This window comes from Deferrivibrio sp. (assembly GCF_055117995.1).
The window spans coordinates 1-20064 of record NZ_JBSQOT010000006.1; the positions used below are offsets into that span (position 1 = coordinate 1).

The 20064-nt window shown below is 35.8% G+C and carries 20 protein-coding genes; 6 read left to right on the forward strand and 14 right to left on the reverse strand.

From position 1 onward, the window contains the following. From ACTCAF_RS02975 to ACTCAF_RS02985, 3 genes are all read right to left on the reverse strand, one after another. Nucleotides 1-576, reverse strand: a 576-nt coding sequence (locus ACTCAF_RS02975; protein WP_463061815.1) for an enoyl-CoA hydratase/isomerase family protein, incomplete at its 3' end; no start/stop codon positions are given. Continuing rightward, nucleotides 573-1949 (reverse strand): RNA-binding domain-containing protein, encoded by a 1377-nt coding sequence (locus tag ACTCAF_RS02980; RefSeq protein ID WP_463061816.1) that lies wholly within the window; start codon nucleotides 1947-1949, stop codon nucleotides 573-575. The genes ACTCAF_RS02975 and ACTCAF_RS02980, both read right to left, overlap by 4 nt. A 9-nt stretch (nucleotides 1950-1958) precedes the next feature. Further along, complete coding sequence (locus ACTCAF_RS02985; protein ID WP_463061817.1) at nucleotides 1959-2753, reverse strand: enoyl-CoA hydratase/isomerase family protein; 795 nt, start codon at nucleotides 2751-2753, stop codon at nucleotides 1959-1961. A 109-nt stretch (nucleotides 2754-2862) separates the two neighbouring features. Here ACTCAF_RS02985 and ACTCAF_RS02990 point away from each other — a divergent pair, with 109 nt between their 5' ends. The 4 genes from ACTCAF_RS02990 (at nucleotide 2863) to ACTCAF_RS03005 (ending at nucleotide 6936) form a co-directional block, all read left to right on the forward strand. Then, a complete protein-coding gene (locus ACTCAF_RS02990; RefSeq protein ID WP_463061818.1) occupies nucleotides 2863-4275 on the forward strand; it encodes an aspartate aminotransferase family protein in 1413 nt (470 codons plus the stop codon). Nucleotides 4276-4368: 93 nt separating this feature from the next. Next, nucleotides 4369-6309 carry a ferrous iron transport protein B gene (feoB, locus tag ACTCAF_RS02995; protein ID WP_463061819.1) on the forward strand — a complete coding sequence of 647 codons (1941 nt, stop codon included), beginning with the start codon at nucleotides 4369-4371 and terminating at the stop codon, nucleotides 6307-6309. Continuing rightward, a complete protein-coding gene (locus ACTCAF_RS03000) occupies nucleotides 6309-6539 on the forward strand; it encodes a FeoA family protein (protein ID WP_463061820.1) in 231 nt (76 codons plus the stop codon). The genes feoB and ACTCAF_RS03000 overlap by 1 nt, the downstream gene beginning before the upstream one ends. Then, nucleotides 6511-6936 carry a SoxR reducing system RseC family protein gene (locus ACTCAF_RS03005; protein ID WP_463061821.1) on the forward strand — a complete coding sequence of 142 codons (426 nt, stop codon included), beginning with the start codon at nucleotides 6511-6513 and terminating at the stop codon, nucleotides 6934-6936. The genes ACTCAF_RS03000 and ACTCAF_RS03005 overlap by 29 nt, the downstream gene beginning before the upstream one ends. A 10-nt stretch (nucleotides 6937-6946) precedes the next feature. On the opposite strand, the gene ACTCAF_RS03010 is transcribed toward ACTCAF_RS03005, so the two are convergent. From ACTCAF_RS03010 to mtaB, 3 genes are read right to left on the reverse strand one after another with little or no spacing between them, the layout of a single operon-like run. After that, nucleotides 6947-7825 carry a phosphoribosylaminoimidazolesuccinocarboxamide synthase gene (locus ACTCAF_RS03010; protein WP_463061822.1) on the reverse strand — a complete coding sequence of 293 codons (879 nt, stop codon included), beginning with the start codon at nucleotides 7823-7825 and terminating at the stop codon, nucleotides 6947-6949. Next, nucleotides 7822-9483, reverse strand: coding sequence for an FAD-dependent oxidoreductase (locus ACTCAF_RS03015; RefSeq protein WP_463061823.1), 1662 nt, complete (start codon nucleotides 9481-9483; stop codon nucleotides 7822-7824). The genes ACTCAF_RS03010 and ACTCAF_RS03015 overlap by 4 nt, the downstream gene beginning before the upstream one ends. Further along, complete coding sequence (gene mtaB, locus ACTCAF_RS03020) at nucleotides 9476-10732, reverse strand: tRNA (N(6)-L-threonylcarbamoyladenosine(37)-C(2))-methylthiotransferase MtaB (RefSeq protein ID WP_463061824.1); 1257 nt, start codon at nucleotides 10730-10732, stop codon at nucleotides 9476-9478. Before mtaB ends, ACTCAF_RS03015 begins: the two co-directional genes overlap by 8 nt. 188 nt (nucleotides 10733-10920) lie before the next feature. Here mtaB and ACTCAF_RS03025 point away from each other — a divergent pair, with 188 nt between their 5' ends. Next, nucleotides 10921-11391, forward strand: a complete 471-nt coding sequence (locus ACTCAF_RS03025) for a flagellar basal body-associated FliL family protein (protein WP_463061825.1) — start codon at nucleotides 10921-10923, stop codon at nucleotides 11389-11391. Next, entirely contained in the window at nucleotides 11369-13972 is a 2604-nt protein-coding gene (gene glnD, locus ACTCAF_RS03030) for a [protein-PII] uridylyltransferase (RefSeq protein ID WP_463061826.1), read from the forward strand. The genes ACTCAF_RS03025 and glnD overlap by 23 nt, the downstream gene beginning before the upstream one ends. Nucleotides 13973-13978: 6 nt before the next feature. On the opposite strand, the gene ACTCAF_RS03035 is transcribed toward glnD, so the two are convergent. From ACTCAF_RS03035 to ACTCAF_RS03070, 8 genes are read right to left on the reverse strand one after another with little or no spacing between them, the layout of a single operon-like run. After that, nucleotides 13979-15187: a GspE/PulE family protein gene (locus ACTCAF_RS03035; RefSeq protein ID WP_463061875.1), complete on the reverse strand. Its 1209-nt coding sequence runs from the start codon at nucleotides 15185-15187 to the stop codon at nucleotides 13979-13981. Next, nucleotides 15154-15660, reverse strand: coding sequence for a GspE/PulE/PilB domain-containing protein (locus ACTCAF_RS03040; RefSeq protein WP_463061827.1), 507 nt, complete (start codon nucleotides 15658-15660; stop codon nucleotides 15154-15156). The genes ACTCAF_RS03035 and ACTCAF_RS03040 overlap by 34 nt, the downstream gene beginning before the upstream one ends. A 10-nt stretch (nucleotides 15661-15670) precedes the next feature. Further along, nucleotides 15671-15919, reverse strand: coding sequence for an HP0495 family protein (locus tag ACTCAF_RS03045; protein WP_463061828.1), 249 nt, complete (start codon nucleotides 15917-15919; stop codon nucleotides 15671-15673). Continuing rightward, complete coding sequence (locus ACTCAF_RS03050; RefSeq protein ID WP_463061829.1) at nucleotides 15907-17097, reverse strand: TIGR04013 family B12-binding domain/radical SAM domain-containing protein; 1191 nt, start codon at nucleotides 17095-17097, stop codon at nucleotides 15907-15909. Before ACTCAF_RS03050 ends, ACTCAF_RS03045 begins: the two co-directional genes overlap by 13 nt. Next, nucleotides 17081-18313: an NfeD family protein gene (locus ACTCAF_RS03055; protein ID WP_463061830.1), complete on the reverse strand. Its 1233-nt coding sequence runs from the start codon at nucleotides 18311-18313 to the stop codon at nucleotides 17081-17083. Before ACTCAF_RS03055 ends, ACTCAF_RS03050 begins: the two co-directional genes overlap by 17 nt. Before the next feature lie 2 nt (nucleotides 18314-18315). After that, nucleotides 18316-18981: a tRNA (guanosine(46)-N7)-methyltransferase TrmB gene (trmB, locus tag ACTCAF_RS03060; protein ID WP_463061831.1), complete on the reverse strand. Its 666-nt coding sequence runs from the start codon at nucleotides 18979-18981 to the stop codon at nucleotides 18316-18318. After that, nucleotides 18966-19829 (reverse strand): MBL fold metallo-hydrolase, encoded by an 864-nt coding sequence (locus ACTCAF_RS03065; RefSeq protein WP_463061832.1) that lies wholly within the window; start codon nucleotides 19827-19829, stop codon nucleotides 18966-18968. Before ACTCAF_RS03065 ends, trmB begins: the two co-directional genes overlap by 16 nt. Then, a complete protein-coding gene (locus tag ACTCAF_RS03070; protein WP_463061833.1) occupies nucleotides 19807-20016 on the reverse strand; it encodes a DUF1858 domain-containing protein in 210 nt (69 codons plus the stop codon). Before ACTCAF_RS03070 ends, ACTCAF_RS03065 begins: the two co-directional genes overlap by 23 nt. Nucleotides 20017-20064 lie beyond the last annotated feature (48 nt).

Sequence of the window (20064 nt, forward strand, 5' to 3'; positions counted from 1 at the left end):
TTTGGCAAAATTGTCGGCAAAGTTATTCATCTCATCAACACTTTCAAATGTTTCTAAGATAAAATTAGCTTCTTTCATAAACTCTGCATCCACCATATCTCCAAACAAAAATAATTTTTGTAAATAAGCAGGTTTCATCAGTCTTGGCAATCTTTGTGTCCCTCCAAAACCTGTAATTATTCCAAGCTTTGCTCCCGGATGAGCAAATTTACTCTTTTTAGTAGCAAGCCTAAAATCGCAGCTTGCAGCAAAATCAACCCCGCCACCCATACAAAATCCGTCAATCTCCCCAATTATTACCTGAGGGATACTGTCCATAAGTTTAAAAAGGGAGTTGCCAAGTATAGAAAACTTCTTTGCAGTAAATCCGCTGTATTTAATCATTTGTCTGATATCTGCACCTACGGCAAATGAGCCGCCGTGCCCTTTGACCCTTATCACCTTCGCCTGCGATATAGAAATCTCCTTAAAAGTCTCCCTTAATTTGATTATTGTTGGGATATTTAAAATATTAAATTTATCGTCCGGGAAAAGCTCTATTACGGCTATTTCTTGGTTAATTGTAAATTTTATCATTTTGACTCCATATTTTTATTTATTATCCACTTACCTTTTTTTGTACTTCCCTCTCTTGCGATGATATCTTTTTTCTTTAATATGCTCATATAATTTTTTGTAGTTCTTGTACTTTTATTTATAATTTTACTGATTGCATCAACAGTGATGTAGGGATTCTTTGTGATTATTTCAATCAATTTTGTCACAATTTCTGGTGCAATTTCTGGTGCAATTTCTGGTGCAATTTCTGGTGCAACATAATCTTTAGTGTTAAATATTGTTACCTTGAAAAAGTTGTTAGTGCTTTCAAAAATTGGCTCAGGTAAAAAGGCCTTATTAAATGCATCTATGACTCTTTTTATTCCTGATCCATATTTCTCAATTAAGCCTGCTTCTTTAAATAGAGTGGCAATTAACTTATTTCTTGGAGTTGAGATAAAATTCCCCGACTTTAGATGTTCAATGGTTAATCCTTCCGGCAACCCGCCCGGATTTATAAACTCTATTTTATTGTTAAAAATTTTTATGATTGAGTCGTAGCTACTTTTGTAGTCCCTATGTACAATCATATTTATAACTATCTCTCTTATAGCTTCCATAGGGTAATCCCACTTTTCTTCTCGTTGCGGTTTTCCCGTAAAGATAAGGGCTTTATTTATATGTTTGGAAATAAAATTTATTATTAGTTCGACCTCAGAGAATAAATCTTCCCTAATGGTTACATCATCTTTGATACTAATATCATCTATAAATCTCCCCATTTCAATTGTGGACATTATTGGATTGTCTTTAGTAAATAGTAGATACGCACCAAATGTGATTTTATTATCTCTGATTGCTTGAAGTTTTGTCAAAACAGTCAATGGATCATCTGTTATAGGAAAAGCTCTTTTTTGGTTAGCCATTGAAATAAAACGGTTTATTTTTTCAAATGAAATGTCTTCAATAGTATGCATAGAGTCTTGAAAAAAATCCCAACTTGAGTTTATGGTTTTTAAATGTTCATCGGAAATTTCAGTTGGTGACATTTGATGGTTTGAATTGTTTATCCTTTTAAAGTATCTTCCTTTATAACTTATAGGTTTGATAGGTTGCTCAGTTACATGTATCACTGCTATCGATTTTCCTTTTACCTCTACTTGTTCGATTTCAGGTATGACAGAGGGAGATGTTGATGTTTTAATTTGGTTAATCCAACTTTGGAATGTTTCATCATTTATTTTTAAGCCTTTCAATATGCCATTGTCTGTAACACCAACAATAAGCTTACCCCCTTTTGCATTAGCAAAGGCACAAACTGACTCAATAGCTTCTTTATCAAAAGAAGCTTTAAACTCTACAACTTCAGATTCCCCCTGACTTATTAGTTTATTAAGTTTTTCTATATCCATATTTATAGACTATTTTATCTCCTCAAAATCTTCCCACCTGTCTTTAAACTGTGGTGCTCTTTTTTGAAGAAAGGCGCTCATCCCTTCAATTTTGTCATTGCTGGCAAAGGCTACGGTAAAGGCGTTTTGCTCTATGAGGAGGGCTTGGTTAAAATCCGTTTCAAGTCCGTTATTGATTGTCTCTTTAGCAAGGCCTATTGCAAAGAGGCTTTTTGATTCGAACTTTTCGAGAATTAAATTTAAATTTAACTCCAATTCGTTTTTATCTTTGTAGGTGCTTAAAAATATGCCATACCTTTTAAGAAAGTCCGCATCGACTTTTTCTCCGGTAAAAACCAAGTATTTAGCAAGTGTTTCGTGAGATTTTTTGGCAATTATCTGACTGCCGCCAAACCCCGGGATAAGTCCGAAATTTACCTCGTCAAATCCAAATCTTGCATCGCTTGTGGCAAGAATCAAATCGCAGGCAAGTACAATCTCAAAGCTACCGCCTAAAGTGTCGCCGCATACACAAGCAATTACAGGTTTTTTAATCTCTCGTATCTTTTTTATGATATTTTGGCCTAATTTAGCATAAATTTTTGATTCAGCTTCATTAAACTTGACAAGCTCATCGATAGGCGCACCTTTTGAAAAATACTCAAGCTCGCTTTTTATGACTATGACATCAATGTTTTTGTCTTTTTCCCCTTTTTCAAGTGCGGAGTAAATATTGTTTAGCATACTGACAGTTAGTCTGTTTTCATTGGATTTACTGTTGAGTGATATAAAAAATGCCCTTTTTGAAATTTCAGATTTGATCATCTCTCCCTCTCTAAATTGTGTGCTATAAATTACCCAAACTCACATTTTTATTTATTGCTTATAGTAAAAAATATTGATATTTACAAGAAAATTAAACTTGGAGCGTGCCATGGCAAAGGTCAATCACAGGTCGATGCGACTTTTTGAAGACAGATTAACTGATAGACAGCAAAAATTTATAGATGAATTTTCAATACTTTACGGCAAAAAGTTTGAGTCTTCCAAAAAATGGATTGAGGAGAAAAGATTTGTTTATTGCGACTGGATGAATGCTCTGACTTTTAAAAAAAGTATCAAAGAGCTTATATTCCCCATATTTTCAAAGAGCTCAAAAGGAGCGCATTTTGAGGATATTGACGGAAATATTTTGACAGATATCGCTATGGGGTATGGTGTCAATTTTTGGGGGCACAATCCTGATTTTGTAAAAGAAGCTATTTCAGAAAGACTTGAGCTTGGGCTTGAGCTTGGTCCTCAGCTTAAATTGTCTGCTGAGGTGGCTGAGCTTATTTCTGAGCTGACAGGAGTAGAGCGGGTAGCTTTTTGCAACTCAGGGACTGAGGCAGTTATGACGGCAATCCGAATTGCAAGGGGGAAGACCGGCAAAGATAAAATTGTCATCTTTAAAGGCTCATACCACGGGACATTTGACGGGGTGCTCGGTGTAGGAAGTTGTGAAAATGTTGAGCCGATTTCTATTGGGACACCGGATAACTTTGTAAGAGATTTGTATGTTTTGGATTATGGGGCTACAGAGTCATTAGAATTTATAAAGGAAAATGCGAAAGAGATTGCAGCAGTAATGGTTGAGCCTGTCCAAAGCAGAAACCCGGCACTGAGGCCGAAAGAATTTTTGCAAAATTTAAGAGAGATTACCTTAAATACAGGGGTAGCACTGATTTTTGATGAAACGATAACGGGATTTAGAATACACCCGGGAGGTGCTCAAAAGTATTTTGATGTGATTGCAGACTTGGTTATCTATGGCAAGGCGTTAGGTGGTGGAATGCCGATAAGTGCCGTTGCGGGCAAAGATGAATATATGCAGCTTTTGGATGGCGGAATGTGGCAATTTGGAGATGACAGTATGCCGCATGATAACGTGATATTTCACGCCGGGACTTATTACAAACATCCTTTGTCAATTGCTGCTGCAAAAGCATCGTTGACTGAGATAAAAAAGAGAAGAAATACAGTATATGATGAGATGCGAAACAACATGACCTATCTTGCTGATTCGTTAAACAGCTATTTTAAAGATGAAAATATCCCTCTCAGGCTTGATTATTGCGAAACAATGTTTAGATTTTTCGGGCTTGGGCGATATGACTTGACTCTTGAGCCTTTGGAGCTGGATTTGCTGTTTAAAATTTTGATTTATAACAATATCTACACATGGGAGAAAAGGACATGCTTTATTTCAGATGCCCACACAAAAGAGGATATTGATAAGATAATTGCTTCATTCAAAAAGTCTGTAGAAACCTTAAGAAATGGTGGTTTTGAATTTATAATCGATTGATGAAAAAATATTTTTAAAGTTTAAAAAAAGTGTTGACTTTTTTGTTAGTCTTTTCTAACTTCTCTCAGTGGTTGTTGTAAAAAAGGAGAGGTTATGACAGGCAATAATAAATATAAGGTTTTATTGGTAGGAAATCCCAATGTAGGGAAAAGTCTTTTATTTTACCATATTACAGGCAAATACGCTTCCGTTTCCAATTACCCTGGCACAACGGTTGCAATCACAAAGGGGGTGGCAAAAATTGGTAGCCACCATGAGCTTGAAGTAATAGATACGCCTGGTTTTTACAATATGATTACTATTACTGAAGAGGAAGCTGTTACCAAAAGGATAATTTTTGAAGAAAAACCTGATGTCATACTTCATGTAATCGATGCAAAAAATATTGAGAGAATGCTCCCTTTGACATTGCAGCTTTTGGAGGCAAATTTGCCTGTAATACTTGTGCTCAATATGTATGATGAGCTTAAAAGAAGGGGGCTTGAGATAGAACTTTCCCATCTTGAGCATGACCTTGGAATCCCTGTTGTGTGTACAATTGCCACGAAGAAATATGGCATTGATAATCTGATTTCAAGAATAATAAGTGTAGCTGAAAAAAGATACAAGTTTCAGCCGATTAAAATAGGTTATTCTACGCTTGTAGAAGATGCAATTACAAGGGTAGTAGAGTTAATTAAGAATGAGTATCCGATAAGCAAAAGGTCGCTTGCTACACTACTTTTACAGGGGGACGTTGAGGCCTACAAACTTATTGATAAAGAAGAAGCTGTTGATGAAATCTCGAAGTTTGCAGGTGGTTTTGTAAAAAATGATATCAGTCTTAAGATTGCATATGACAGACACAGGATGGCTGTGGATATTATCGGTGAAAATATTTATGAAAATGAGAAAAAAAAGGTGTCTGGAATAAAGAATCTGCTTGATAAACTTACTCTTCATCCAATCTTCGGATTTATAGCGGTGTTTATAATTTTGTATTTTGGTTTTTACAAATTTGTCGGAGGATTTGGTGCGGGGACACTTGTGGACCTTATTGAAACAAACCTCTTTGAGGAGATTATAAACCCCTATGTAAACAGTTTCTTTTCAAAAATACTGGGAGACAGCATATTTTTTAGTCTTTTTGCGGGGGACTATGGGATTATTACATTGGGTGTAAGATATGCCTTTGCAATAGTGTTGCCGGTAGTCTCAACTTTTTTCCTTATGTTTTCAGTTATTGAAGATTCTGGTTTTTTGGTGAGAATTTCAATGTTGCTTGATAAAATACTCAAAAAAATAGGGCTCAGTGGTAGGTCTGTTATTCCACTTATTTTGGGCCTTGGCTGCGGGACAATGGCAACCGTAGTTACCAGGACTCTTGAAACAAAAAGGGAAAGATATCTTGTTACATTTTTACTGGCGCTAACAATTCCATGCTCGGCACAGCTTGGTGTAATTTTGGGGCTTCTTGGTGGCAGTTTTTCGATGTTGATGATATGGTTTGTGTCCATACTTGTTATTTTCCTGATTTCAGGATTTGTGCTTAACAAATATACAAAAGGGGAGCAGGCTACCTTTTTTATGGAAATCCCACCCATAAGGATGCCAAAACTTGGCAACGTGATGGTAAAAACATTTTCAAGACTAAAATGGTATGCCTTTGAAATTATCCCGATATTTATTTATGCAAGTGCGCTTATATGGATAGGAAAAATTACCAAAATTTTTGACTTTTTGACGTATATATTGACATTCCCAGCAAAATGGGCGGGACTTCCGGATAAAATGGGGGAAATTTTTCTTTACGGCTTTTTCAGGAGAGATTTTGGTGCAGCAGGACTTTATGATATACAGGATATTATGACCAACAAACAGCTTGTGGTAGCATCAGTGGTTTTGACACTTTTTGTCCCCTGTATTGCACAGTTTGCGGTGATGATTAAGGAAAGAGGGCTTAAAACCTCAATTTTTATATTCCTGTCCGTAATACCTTTTGCGTTTATTTTTGGAATGATATTAAACAGTATTCTTGGAATTTGGGGGTATTGATGAATCTTATTGAAGCAAAACTCAACGAGACATATATTGTGGAAAGTATAGATTCAAAGGACGATAATGCTATGAAAAAGCTTCTGTCTATGGGTATTTTGCCAGGGACCGAGTTAAAAGTTTTACAGAAAAAACCTACAATTGTTTTTGAGGTTTATCACAGCAGATTTGCAATAGACAATAGTTTAGGAGAGAAGGTATATGTCACAAAAAATCACCCACAGGGGTAAAGTTGTAAAGAAGGTAGACAAAAATAAATATCTGGTAGAAGTTTTACCTATGTCGGCCTGCTCATCATGCTCCATGAGCGGTGGGTGTCACGGTGCTTCGGAATCGTCTCAGAAGACTTTTACTGTTGTTTCTGACAGGGATATTCAGGTAAGCAGCGAGGTTATAATTTCCCTTACAAAGAAGAATTTACTGTTTTCTATTTTTACTGCATATATTTTGCCGGTTGTCCTTATGCTTGTTATTGCTCTTATAACCGATAAATTGATTGGCAGAGATATAGTTACCGCAATTTTGTCTCTTGCGGTACTTGGCATATATTTTATAATTTTGAAATTTTTTCTTAAAGGTAATTCAAAATTAAATGTCAGTATAGAAAAGGTAGAAGGGGGAGTGTAGCTCCCCTTTGCTATTTTGTAAGAATCTCCATAATTTCAAGATATTTTTTGGAAGTTTGAGATGCAACTTCTTCGGGCAGTTCTGGGCCTGGAGCTGTTTTATCCCAGTCAAGCGTCTCAAGATAATCTCTTACATATTGTTTATCCATACTTTGCTGAGGTTTGCCAACTTCGTATTTTTCCTTAAACCAGAACCTTGAAGAATCAGGTGTAAGGAGCTCATCGATGATAATTATTTTGCCATCATACAGCCCAAATTCCATTTTTGTATCGGCAATTATAATCCCCTTTTGGGCTGCATATTCAGAAGCTTTTAGATAAATTTTGACGGCAAGATTTTTTAGTGTATCCGCATACTCTTCCCCTACAACCTGCTTGAATCTATCAAAATCTATATTCTCATCATGAAGGCCTACTTCAGCTTTTGTGGCAGGCGTAAAAATGGGCTCAGGCAGTTTTTCAGACTCTCTAAGTCCTTCAGGTAATTTAATTCCGCAGACAGCGCCTGTTTTTTGATAGTCTTTCCAGCCAGAGCCGCTTAAATATCCTCTTACGACACATTCAGCCATAAATGGTTTTGCTTTTTTCACAAGCATGCTTCTGCCGTCAAGCTCATCTTTGTACTTTTGGCAAATTACCGGCATTTCATCTACATTTGTTGTTACAATATGGTTTTCCACTATATCTTCCATCATTTCAAACCAGAACTTTGAAAGCTGGGTTAATACATACCCTTTTTTTGGAATTCCTGTCGGTAAAATTACATCAAATGCAGATAGTCTGTCTGTGGTAACTATCAAAAGGTGTTCGCCAAGGTCATAAATATCCCTTACCTTTCCTCTTCCCACCAGTTTCAAATCTTTGAAATCTGTTTTCAATAGAACGTTCATAGTGCCCCCTGATATATTTTTTTAAACCTCTTCACAGCTTCAATCCCCCCCAGAATATTGTAGGCTTTGAAACCCAAGTTTCTAAGAATCCTTGTGGCAAGATATCCTCTAAATCCCACAGCACAGTATACTACAACAGGGGTATCTTTATCAAGAATACCAAGATGGTTTCTCAAATCATTTATATAAATATTTATCGAATTTTCAAGGTGAAACATTTTGTGCTCTATTTTGGTTCTTACATCAAGAAGTTGGAAGTGCCAGTCCCCCTTCTCAAGTTCAAGAAAATATTCAGGGGTGATTCCAAACCCTTCGCCTCTTAACTGGTTTGATGCCACATATCCTGCCATATGCTCCACATCTTTTGCTGAACCATGCGGTGGCGAGTAACAAAGGTCCAAATTTTCAAGGTCAAAAACGGTCATATTTCCATAAATTGCAGTAGAAATAACATCAATTCTTCTTGCAACCCCTTCTTCGCCTGATGCAGTTGCACCGAGGATTTTTCCCGAAGATTTGTCATATATAAGTTTTAAAAAGATAAACTTGGGGTCAGGGTAGTATTCGGCATGATGGGCGTTTTCCACATATATACACTGGGCATCAAAGCCTTCATTTAAAGCCTGCTTCATGGTAAGACCGGTATGTGCTACAACGGCATTGTTAAAACTTACCACTGAAGCACCTACCACACCTTTAAATGTCATATCCCCACCTGCTGCATTGCAGCCTGCCACTCTGCCTTCCCTGTTGGCAGGGCCAGCAAGGGGCATCAGACAGTTTTTTCCTGTTATCAGATTATGTTTTTCTACCATATCCCCTGCGGCGTATATATCTTTTACGGATGTTTCCATCTTTTCGTTTACGATTACACCGCCAAGCTCTCCGATTTTTATCCCGGCAGTTTGGGCAAGTGATGTGTCTGGTCTTACCCCCGTTGCAAGAATCAACAAATCGACTGCAATCTCCCTTTTGTCGGAAAGATAACATTTTATTTTATCATCTACCTTTTCAACCTTTATTAATGCAGTACCTGTTCTAATATCAATGCCACACTTAATTGCTTCATCATATATTTTCAGTGAACACTCAGGCTCAAAAATGGGGAGTATATTTTTTTCATATTCTACAAGGGTTGTATTTAAACCGGCATGGTAGAAGGCTTCGGCCATTTCTATGCCAATGTACCCACCTCCAACGATGAGCACACTTTTTGCAGTGTCCAGTTTTTCTACAATATTTTCGGCATCTTCTACGCTTCTTACAAAATGATATTCAACATCATTCAAACCTTCAATATCAGGAACAACAGGCTTGCCGCCGGTGGCAAGAATCAGTTTGTCATATTCGATTACCTGTCTGCCGCTGTTATTTTCTGCCACAATCTTTTTGGTCTCAGGGTCTATGAATGTAGCAGTAGTATTTAGCATTACATTTGTGTTAAATCTGTTTGAAAATGTGCTTTTTGTGTGAAGGATAATATTTTTTTTCTGTGGGATTATTTTGCCTATGTAGTAAGGCAGTCCACAGTTGGCATATGAAATATATGAATTCTTTTCTATTATTGTTATTTCGGCATCTTCGGATACCCTTCTTGCCTTTGCCGCAGCAGTTGCTCCAGCAGCGACTCCACCCACTATAACAATTTTTTTACCCATTTATCTTCTCCACTATAAGATTTCCGTCAAATGTTACGCTGACAACTTTTGCCTTTATAAAAATATTCCTTTCTATATCTGTCAAAAAGGTTGATTCAAGATAGTTATCCGTAAGCCCTTTGTTATCTTTTTCTGTCAAAATATTTACATTGTTGCCGAAGAATTTTTTTGCAAAATTAAAGTTAAGACTTTCGGAGATTTGCCTTAAATGTTTTGCTCTTTCATTTCTAATTTTTACCGGGACACTGTGGGGCATACTGGCAGCACCTGTGCCTTCCCTTTCGGAGTAGGGGAAAACATGGAGATAATTTATTCCTGAATCATAAATTGTCTGCTCCGTTTCCAAAAATTCATCTTCCCCTTCCCCCGGGAAACCAACAATAACGTCGCTGCCCACACTTGCAAGGGGGTCGGCTTGTTTGATTTTTGAAACGGTTTTGATGAAATCACTTTTTGTGTACTTTCTGTTCATAAGATTTAAGATTTTGTCGCTCCCGCTTTGCATTGGGATATGGAAATGGGAGCAAAATTTATTGCTGTTAATAACGAGGTCAATAATTTCATCATCTATTTCATTTACTTCCAGAGAGGAGAGTCTTATTCTGAAATCTCCTTCTACCTTTTCAAGGTCAAAGAGCAGTTTTTTCAACGAATAGCCTATATCATGGCCATATTTTCCTATATGTATCCCTACAAGAACAATCTCCTTGTATCCGTTGTCTATAAAATTTTTGAATGCAGTCATTACATTTTCAGGTTTTCTGCTTCTTGGCTTTCCACGTAGAGTAGGTATTATGCAGTAAGAGCAAAATGAGTCGCAACCATCCTGAATTTTCAAATATCCCCTTGTTTTGTCCTTTACAAGAGTTTCATTAAATTCCTCAAAATGTTCCACCGTACTGATATCTGTTATAAAATCGGATTCATTTGATATATATTCAAAAATGTTCGTTTTACCTGCGTTGGTAATTATAAGGTCCGCTGTTCCTTTTATCTTTTGCCCCATAAGGTCAGCGCCGCATCCGGTAATGGCAATTTTCTTTTCCGGGAAACTTTTTTTTATTTTTTTTGTAAAAGCTATAAACTTTTTTACAGCCTTATCGGTAACAGCGCAGGAGTTTAAAATAACCATGTCCGATTCTTCCAATGTGTTTACAACTTTGATGTTTTTGGATTCAGCATCGAGCTTTAAATTTTCAGTTTCTACTTGATTTACTTTGCAGCCTTGTGTATAAAAGTATATTTTCACCGTTTCTCCTAAATTTTTTATTGAACTTTATACAATATTGTATATCTTTAGTATGCCCCTGTAGGTTCAACACATAAAGTTACCTTGGCACCCTTAAGTAATTTTGGGTGCTTTTTTATTTTATACCTTGAATAAAAAAAGTGAAGTATTTTATTTAAAAAAAATTGATTATTTGTTATATTATTAATATGGACAGGAAGAAAATTTATATATTAATTTCCGTGGTGCTTGCAGTGTTTTTGATATTGTTTTCCATGAGAGGGCGTATTAATCTTTCTCTTAACTATCTTGTAAATAAAATTGATTTTAAAAATGACACTGTGTTTAAAAACTTCAGTATTACAGATACAAAGGTCAACGGCGAGTATGCAGTCCAGTTCAGGGACATTGTAGCAGGTACAGGGGATATAGAGAAAAGATATTTTCGGGTTGATATGACAATAACAGTCAGCGGAAAAAATGGGCAGAAAATGATTGTGAAAAATGATGCCCTGGCTGCAGCAGTGATAGCCAGTACATTGTCAAATTTTAAAGTCAGTGATGTGTCAACTGTTCGTGGGAAAGAGTTTTTGAAGAAAACAATCAAGAAAAACCTTGAAAATAAATTTGGGGACAATCTTGTAAAGGATGTATACTTTGAAAAATTTATCTACAATTAATCTTGAAAATTTAAAAAATAATTTCTGGTCAGAGTGGAATAATATAAAGGATAACCGGCTTAAAATAACTACATCATGGCAGATAATGAGCAGGTTGACATCTCTTTGTGACAGAACGGTTATTGATATTTTCAAAAGTATCAAAAGTACTACAAACAATATTTGCATTGTTGCCCTTGGTGGATATGCCAGGCAGGAGATGGCTCCATATTCTGATATAGACATTTTGATACTTCATAAAAAAAGATTAAAAGGGGAAGATAAGGATTTAATAAACTTTTTTTCAACTTCACTGTGGGATATGAATCTCCAGCCAGGTATCCAGATAAAACAGCTATCAGAAATAACTGAAGCTGCAGTGGAGGACGAAATAGTAAAAACTTCATTTCTTGACAACAGGTATCTTGCCGGTGAAAAAGGGATATATGATGAGTTTTTGAAAATAGTCGATGAAAAGGTGATAAGCAGAGGGAAAGAAAAATTTCTTCTCCAAAAAGTTTCTGAGCTAAGAAACAGATCAAAGAAATACAGGGATTCCATTTACAAGATTGAACCCAATATCAAAGAAGGCAAAGGTGGAATAAGAGATATCAATACGATTTATTGGACTTCAAAGACACTTTACAAAGATAGTACGCTTAGAAAATTTATAGAGGCAGGAATTATTGATATTTCTGACTATGACAACCTTATTTCTGCTGCGGAATTTTTGTATAGAGTCAGAGTTGAAATCCATTATTTTCACAAAAGAAAATACGATGTGCTCAGTATGGAGTCCCAGAAACAGATTGCTGAAAATTTTGGCTATTTAAATACTTCCAGTATGATGGCAGTCGAAGTCTTTCTTATGGACTATTACAGGGCGGCAAGAAAGATTAAGGAGATTTCAAGAAAAGTTATTGATAACACAATTGTAAAATTTATTTTTAAGGATAAGACTTCAAAGTCTATTCGAAATATTACATCTGATCTTTTTAAATATGAAAACCTTATAACAACAAATAATAAGGATTACTTTTTATCTAACCATAAAAACATACTTTACGTTTTTTACTATGCTGCACAGAATTCATTGAAATTTTCAGACTCTTTGCGGGAGCTTTTAAGTGAAAGTCTTTACCTGATTTCAGAAGGGTTTGTGAAAAAGCATGGGGGACTTTTTTTGAAAATTATTTCCAGTACTCCTTTTGCATCCAAAATACTTACCCTTATGGCTGATACCGGCGTGTTGCAAAAATTTATCCCGGAATTTGAAAAAATTGTCTGCAAGCCTCAGTTTGATATGTATCACCATTATACTGTAGACGAACACACGATACTTGCAGTAAACTATATTGATAAACTTCATGAAATATTGCCGGATAAATATATTGATTACCAGAACGAGTTCAAGGAATTAAAAAGAAAAGATTTGCTTATTCTTGCGATACTTTTACACGATATAGGCAAAGGGCAGGGGAAGAATCATTCGGTTGTGGGTGCCAAGATGTCCAAAATAATCTGCAAAAGGCTGGGAATGAATATGGATGATACGGACACCATTTATAACCTTGTGGAACAACATCTTTTGATGAGCCATATTTCACAGAGAAGGGACATTCATGATATCGAGGTAATAGAGCACTTTATAAGCCATTTGAATAACAAAGAAGAACTCAGATTGTTGTATCTGCTGACATATGCGGATATGAATGCAGTAGGCGGGACTTTGTTTAATGAATGGAAAAACTCTCTGCTTACTGAACTTTACAAGCGAGCATCCATGATGTTTGATCAGGATGATTTGCAGACAGAGTTTCAAAATGTGGTGGAAAACAAGAAAAAAAGGTTGCTGGAAAGAATTGCTGAAGATGAAGAGCTTGTGCAGATTTACAATATGCTTGAAGACGACTATATTTTTTCCAACAAAATCAAACATATTGTAAGACATATAAAGCTTGCGGCAAGTCTGAAAAATAATATTGCCATGCTTGACTATGCTATCAGGAGGGATTTAAATGCAGTTAACATAATGGTCTGCACAAGAGACAAGGCAGGTATACTTAAAAAGCTTGTGGGCGTATTTTCATATTACGGCTTTAACATACTTGGGGCACAGATAAATACTTTTGGGAAAAATATTGCGGTAGATGCCTTTCAGATTTCAGGTGAAAATATTGATTATGAAAAGATTGAGTCAATTATCCATAAACTGGATGACTCAATCAAGAAGGTTTTGTCAGGGGAGACGGATATCGATTATATTTTACAAAAGGCGGGTTCAGGCTTGTTTTTAAAGAAAAAAATCCAGAGAGAGCTTTCTTCCAAAGTAAATATAGACAACAAAATTTCTTCGCAATACTCGGTAATAGATGTCTACACTTATGATTACAGAGGGCTTTTATATGACATTCTCAAGGTTTTTGAAGATAACAGGATATATGTTCAGAATGCTAAAATCTCTACTGATGTTGACAGGGTGGTAGACTCCTTTGCAATCACTGACTTTGACGGCAAAAAACTGACGGATGAGTTTCTTAATGAAAAAGTCAAGCCGGCCATTTTGGAAAAACTTAACAGCAATACAAAAACGTTGCAATAGCAAAAATTAATCTTCTTTGATTACAGTAAGCCTCAAAACTTCTTCTATTGTTGTAATCCCCATTTTTGCAAGCTTTAGACCTGAGTCAAACATGGTGCGAAAACCCATATCAAGGGCTGATTTTCTGATATCTTCAGAGTTGGCACCTTTTACAATCATTTCTCGAAGTTTCGCATTTACCTTTAACACTTCATAAATTCCTATTCGTCCCTGATAACCTGTATAGTGGCATTCTTCACACCCTTCACCCTTTACAAACCTGACATTTTCTTCTATCTCTCCGATTCTGTCCAGAAATTCCTGCGGTGGTGTGTATTCAGTGGCGCAATTTATGCATACTTTCCTTACAAGCCTTTGCCCGACAATTCCAATGAGTGATGAGCCCACAAGAAAAGGTTCAATCCCCATATCAACAAGTCTCACTATCCCGCTTACTGCATCATTGGTATGGATAGTTGAAAGGACAAGATGACCGGTAAGAGATGCCTGTACGGCTATCTCTGCAGTTTCTTTGTCCCTGATTTCCCCAACCATTATAATATCGGGGTCCTGTCTTAAAATAGAGCGAAGTGTTGAAGCAAAGGTAACATCGGCTGATTCATCTACCTGCACTTGATTAATGAGCTTAAAATTGTATTCTATAGGGTCTTCTACCGTAACAATATTTTTTTCTATAGAGTTTAATTTTGCAAGGGTTGCATATAATGTTGTTGTTTTACCGCTCCCTGTTGGGCCTGAGATTAATATTATCCCATAGGGTCTTGAAATTATTGATTCATAAATTTCAAGACTTGAGCTGTCCATTCCTATGCTTTTCAAATCAAGCACAACGTTGCTTCTGTCAAGAATCCTCAAAACAATTTTTTCGCCAAAATAGGTTGGAAGTGTTGAGGCACGGAAGTCTACATCTTTAAAATTTACCCGTATTTTAAACCTACCATCCTGAGGTGCCCTTTTCTCGGCAATGTTCATATTGGAAAGGATTTTAATCCTTGATACAAGGGGGGCATGGAGGTTTTTATTTACGGCAAGGACTTCGTGTAATATCCCGTCTATCCGATACCTTATTCTCAATTTATCTTCGTCAGGCTCAATATGTATGTCACTGGCAGCCTCATTGATTGCTTTGGCAAGAATACCATCTACAAAGCTGATTACAGGGGCATCCTGGGAGAGGCTTTCTAAAAAGTCCTCATCAGAAAGATTGCCTGCAATCTTTTTTCCACATCTGTTGCTATTTTAAAAAGCCTATCTTCAGTGCCATATATCTTTTCCATTCCGTAATAAAGGTCATCGGTTGTCAGAAGTACCGGAGTAATATTTTTTTTTGTTAGCCTTGAAATTTCATCCATTGCATCTATGTTCATAGGGTCGTTTGTGGCAACAACGATGCTGTTATTTTCTATCTTAAGTGGGATTATCTTAAATTTTCTTGCAAACTGTTCCGGTATAAGCTTTTTCAAATCAGGACTAAGGTCATAGTCTAAAATGGAAACAAAACTTACCCCTACCTGTTCTGCCACCGCTCTTAAAAGTTCATATTCGGTAATATAGTTTAGTTCTATGAGTGTTTCCCCAAGCTTTTTACCTGTCCTTGCCTGCTCACTGAGGGCTACCTTATGTTGAGCTTCGCTAATAAGGTTTTTATTGACGAGTAGTTCACCGATTCTTACTTTTTTGAGTTTCATAGATACCTGTCTATATGTAAAATTTTATATCTTCTATCTGGCTTATTGTTTTGTAAAGTTTTTCAAGCTCTTCGTAAGATTTTACCATAACAGTCACGGTAAAGCTCACAAAATTTTCATCTCTACTTTTTTTAGGCTCCGGTATATCAATTTCAAAAAACAGCTTTTTGACAGAAATTTTGAAAGTTTCGCTATTTTTGCCAACAATTTTAAATGTATGGAGAGTGGGAAATTTTATCAAATCCTTCATATCGGGCATACTATTTCCTCTTTGTTTTTTATAGATTGCGATATTTTAAGCTGAGTTATCCATTGTCCAAAAATACGCCCTTTACCTTCAAGACGTTTTATTTCCTTTTCAAACTCCTCCGGTATTATGCTTGGTGTTTCATTTTCCCATCGGCTTCCCGGAAGAGGCATAAAAAAGTGGGAGTGTATCCTTACCTTGCTATGCCATTTGTTAATCCATTCAAAAGTTTCTTTTAATGTCTCTTCGGTTTCATAGGGAAGTCCGAAGATAAAATCAACATCAACACTGAAATTATATTTCAGAAAAAGGCTTATGCTTTCCTCCACTTTTTCAATGTTTTCAGGTCTGTTTATGTTTTTAAGTTGCTTTCTTGAAGCGGTTTGCAGGCCAATAACCACCCTTTTGTTATGACAGAAATCTCTTAAAATTTTGACAAGGTCTTCTGTTACATAATAAGGGTTTATCTCCGAAGGGAATGAGCCGAAAAAGATTCTCGATTTTCCTTCCGTTACTTTTTTTATCCCTGAAAGAAGGTTGAAAATTGCTTCAATATTTACTTTATTATTATACATATAGGATGCTGCATCTGGTGAGATAAATCTGTAATCTTTTTTGCCACGTTTATAGGAGTATTTTATGTTTTCTATTATGTTTTCAATACTTCTGTGGCGAAGTCTTCCGGGAAAAAGGGAGGGTGTCTGGCAGTAGTTGCACCGATATTGACACCCTCTCATAATCTCAATTGCGCCAAACATAAAAGTCTTTTTTGGATAGGCATCAAAATCATCAAGAGAAACTTTTTTATTATTTTGATAAATACCTTTTATGATGGTATTGCCCAAATAATTTTCAACAATTTCCTTTAATACATACTCCCCTTCCCCAATGCAGACTGCATCGAAAAATTCGAGCATTTTTTCTGGCCTTGCTGACGGATGTGGACCGCCGCAAACGGTGATATTTTTATTTTTTAATACTTTTGATAATTCAACGTATTTTAGGTGGTTAAGGGTGTTAAATGAAAATAAAATAAGTTTATTTTCAGGATTTTCAGCTAAAATATTATCGAAATGTACAATCCTATAGATAATCTCCGGGAAAAATTTTTCAAAGGCACACAGAAGAGCCCTAACGGAAAATCTGTTAAATTTATCTATAACAAATATTATTTCAGCATTTTTTGACATAAAGTGTCATATCCTTGTAGTTAGTTACCTGAACCGTATCGCCAACACTTAAAGTATCTTCCGATACAGCATCCCAAAATTCTCCGTTTAAAAATACCTTCCCTTTTTTATCATTCCATACCTTTACTGTCCCAGTCATATTAATCAACTTTTCCATGCCTGTTTCAGGTTTTTTCTTGAAATCTTTTAGCACAAGTCTTCCGATAATAAGTGCAATCAGCAAAATTATTGATACCACAACTGCAATCATCATAGAAGATACCCCTATTCCCATATTCCCCTCTTTGTCAAAAAGCAGTTTCATGCCAAAAACAAGGCTAACCACTGACGCAAAAGTCAAAAGACCAAAACTTGGAATGAAAATTTCCATAATCAAGAGTGCAATGCCTGCAAGTATAAGCAGGAGCGCCATGTAGTTTAGCGGGATTATATTTATTCCAAACAAAAAAAGCAACAGAGCTGAGATGCCTATTCCTGCAAATACGAATGTTCCAGGCATTTTTATCTCAAGAAAGATTGAAAGGATTGCAATTATTAAAAGGAGCATCAATACGTTAGGGTCAGAAAGAAATATTGATATTTTTTCGTAAATATCAGGCTTGATATAGACAGGGCTCAAATTTTTTTCTTGATATTTTTCTTCAATTTTATTAAGTAGCTCAGAATCAGAGTTTACTATTAAATCTATCAGTTTACTTTGCAATGCTTCGCTTGAAGTAAAACTTTTTGAATTCAATACTGTTTGAGTAGCAGCTTGAACATTTCTACCCCTTTTTTCTGCAATAGATTTCATAAAAGCTACCGTATCATTTTCAATCTTTTTGCCAATTTCCCCTTCGATGTCTTTTCCTGTAACACTTACAGGATGAGCTGCTCCTATATTTGTCCCTTCGGCCATTACAGCCATATCTGATGCAAGGACGATGAATGTCCCTGCTGAGCCGGCCCTTGCCCCTTGAGGTGAAACAAATGATATTATTTTTGCTTTGCTTTCAAAAATGTTTTGGACAATTTTTCGTGTGGAATCAAGCACCCCTCCGGGGGTATCTATTTTTAAAACAAGAAATCCGCTGTCGTTTTCTGCCTTTTGAATAGCACCTTTTATATATTTCACTGTAAATGGCGTAATTACCCCTTTTATTTCAAGGAAATAAACATTTTTTGCAAAAAGGTTCTGGGATAGAAGAATCAATATCAGAAGAAAAAGTTTTTTCATAATTACTCTCCCGGTGCTACTTTTTTTAGTTTAAAAAAATATATTTTGCCGGGGATTGCAAACTTTCTATAATATTTTGTCTGGTAATAATCTACAAGGTCTGTGTGGTAAAGAGTTTCGAATGAGGATTTCAAAGAAGTAACCGGTTTTAGATTTTCGCATATTTCCTCACCATAGTCATTGTGATCTGTAGCAATGTAAATATGGCCTCCATCAACAAGTTTGTCGGAAAGCAGTCTCAGAAAGTCAGTTTTGAGCAACCTTCTTTTATGGTGTTTCTTTTTTGGCCATGGGTCAGGGAAGTTGATATAGAAATTGCTTACACTGCCCAAAGGAAAAAGTTTTACAAAGAATGTAGCATCAAAGTGTATAAGCCTAACGTTATTGTTTTCAAGTTTTTCACATCTTTTTATCGCTTTTCTGATGGCCTTTTTATAGATTTCAAACCCCAAAAAATTTTCATCTTTTCTTAAGGCTGCATGAAATACAATAAACTCGCCATTTCCTATACCTATTTCTACATTCACCGGATTGCTGTTACTAAATATATCTGAAAAGTCCAATTTGGTAAAATTGTTATTAATAGATAACTGCCCTTTTATTTCTTCAGAAAACACATAACATTTATTTGCAAAATCTAAATGTAAATCAGTTAGACACGTTTCCATTTTACCCCTTTGTCAATTAAGTGAGCTATTTTTTCGCTTTTTTCAAGATAACTTAAATAACCTTTAATTGTTGAGGAAACAAGCAGGAAATATTCTGTTTCAAAAGGTATATTAAATTTTAGCATAATCTCTGATGATATCTCTTCGCCGGTGAGGGCATAGTTTTTTAATACATTTAAGACTTCCTCACAGACTTTTTCAGTGTGGGCGATATTTTCTGAGATGAGTTCAATTGCTTCGTCTTTTTTTATAATCCCTTTGTGGCAGAATACAATATATTCAAAATTAAGAGATTTTATTTTTTTTAAAGAATACACAAAGTTTTCAACGTCGTAGAGATATAAAATTTTGTGTTTTTCTATAACTTCCTTTGAAAAAAGTGCATCCCCGGCATAAAGCACATTGTTTATAAGAAAGCCAGTATGCCCCGGTGAGTGACCAAAAAGCTCTACAATTTCAATATCCGTTTCTATATTTTCAAGAGTATCTATAGAGTTAAAACCTGTAGCACACAAAAACCTGCTTTTGGAAGCACTGAAAGGGCAGCCGCCGTAAAGCAGAGCAGGTTCAAGCTCAGGAAAATAGCAAAATGAAATTTCTCTTTTATTTATAAAAGATTTGCAATTAAACTTGTTTTCAAAAAAGCTATTTCCCCCTATATGGTCTGCGTGTGAATGGGTGTTTATAATTCTGCCGACATTAAAATTTACAGCCCTTGAGAGTTTTCTTGCATTATCTTTGTTAAGGCATGTGTCAAAGAGCGTGGCAATATCGTTTTTGACAGTAAAAACAGTATTCAACGCTCCTGAATCTACAACAAACAGATCATTTAGAGGAGTAATTTTCATTTATAAACTTTTCCAGCTCTTTTATAAGTATGTTTACGTCCATACCGTGCATAAGGCACCCTTTCTCCAGTGTTTCTGTCTGAATACCCATGCAGCTTATACAACCCATATTCATTTTATTGAAAACTTCCACACACTTTGGATATTTTTTTAAAACATCCGCTATTTTCATATTTTTATCAAGCATTGCATCCTCCTTTAAAAAAATACTTGATTATTTTAGTAATTTTATGTT

What these genes read in the sequence shown, in the direction of transcription:
- ACTCAF_RS02980 (WP_463061816.1), bottom strand. Translation starts at nt 1,949, where the DNA reads ATGGATATAGAAAAACTTAATAAACTAATAAGTCAGGGGGAATCTGAA.
- ACTCAF_RS02985 (WP_463061817.1), bottom strand. Translation starts at nt 2,753, where the DNA reads ATGATCAAATCTGAAATTTCAAAAAGGGCATTTTTTATATCACTCAAC.
- ACTCAF_RS02990 (WP_463061818.1), top strand. Translation starts at nt 2,863, where the DNA reads ATGGCAAAGGTCAATCACAGGTCGATGCGACTTTTTGAAGACAGATTA.
- feoB (WP_463061819.1), top strand. Translation starts at nt 4,369, where the DNA reads ATGACAGGCAATAATAAATATAAGGTTTTATTGGTAGGAAATCCCAAT.
- ACTCAF_RS03000 (WP_463061820.1), top strand. Translation starts at nt 6,309, where the DNA reads ATGAATCTTATTGAAGCAAAACTCAACGAGACATATATTGTGGAAAGT.
- ACTCAF_RS03005 (WP_463061821.1), top strand. Translation starts at nt 6,511, where the DNA reads ATGTCACAAAAAATCACCCACAGGGGTAAAGTTGTAAAGAAGGTAGAC.
- ACTCAF_RS03010 (WP_463061822.1), bottom strand. Translation starts at nt 7,825, where the DNA reads ATGAACGTTCTATTGAAAACAGATTTCAAAGATTTGAAACTGGTGGGA.
- ACTCAF_RS03015 (WP_463061823.1), bottom strand. Translation starts at nt 9,483, where the DNA reads ATGGGTAAAAAAATTGTTATAGTGGGTGGAGTCGCTGCTGGAGCAACT.
- ACTCAF_RS03025 (WP_463061825.1), top strand. Translation starts at nt 10,921, where the DNA reads ATGGACAGGAAGAAAATTTATATATTAATTTCCGTGGTGCTTGCAGTG.
- ACTCAF_RS03040 (WP_463061827.1), bottom strand. Translation starts at nt 15,660, where the DNA reads ATGAAACTCAAAAAAGTAAGAATCGGTGAACTACTCGTCAATAAAAAC.
- ACTCAF_RS03045 (WP_463061828.1), bottom strand. Translation starts at nt 15,919, where the DNA reads ATGCCCGATATGAAGGATTTGATAAAATTTCCCACTCTCCATACATTT.
- ACTCAF_RS03050 (WP_463061829.1), bottom strand. Translation starts at nt 17,097, where the DNA reads ATGTCAAAAAATGCTGAAATAATATTTGTTATAGATAAATTTAACAGA.
- ACTCAF_RS03055 (WP_463061830.1), bottom strand. Translation starts at nt 18,313, where the DNA reads ATGAAAAAACTTTTTCTTCTGATATTGATTCTTCTATCCCAGAACCTT.
- trmB (WP_463061831.1), bottom strand. Translation starts at nt 18,981, where the DNA reads ATGGAAACGTGTCTAACTGATTTACATTTAGATTTTGCAAATAAATGT.
- ACTCAF_RS03065 (WP_463061832.1), bottom strand. Translation starts at nt 19,829, where the DNA reads ATGAAAATTACTCCTCTAAATGATCTGTTTGTTGTAGATTCAGGAGCG.
- ACTCAF_RS03070 (WP_463061833.1), bottom strand. Translation starts at nt 20,016, where the DNA reads ATGCTTGATAAAAATATGAAAATAGCGGATGTTTTAAAAAAATATCCA.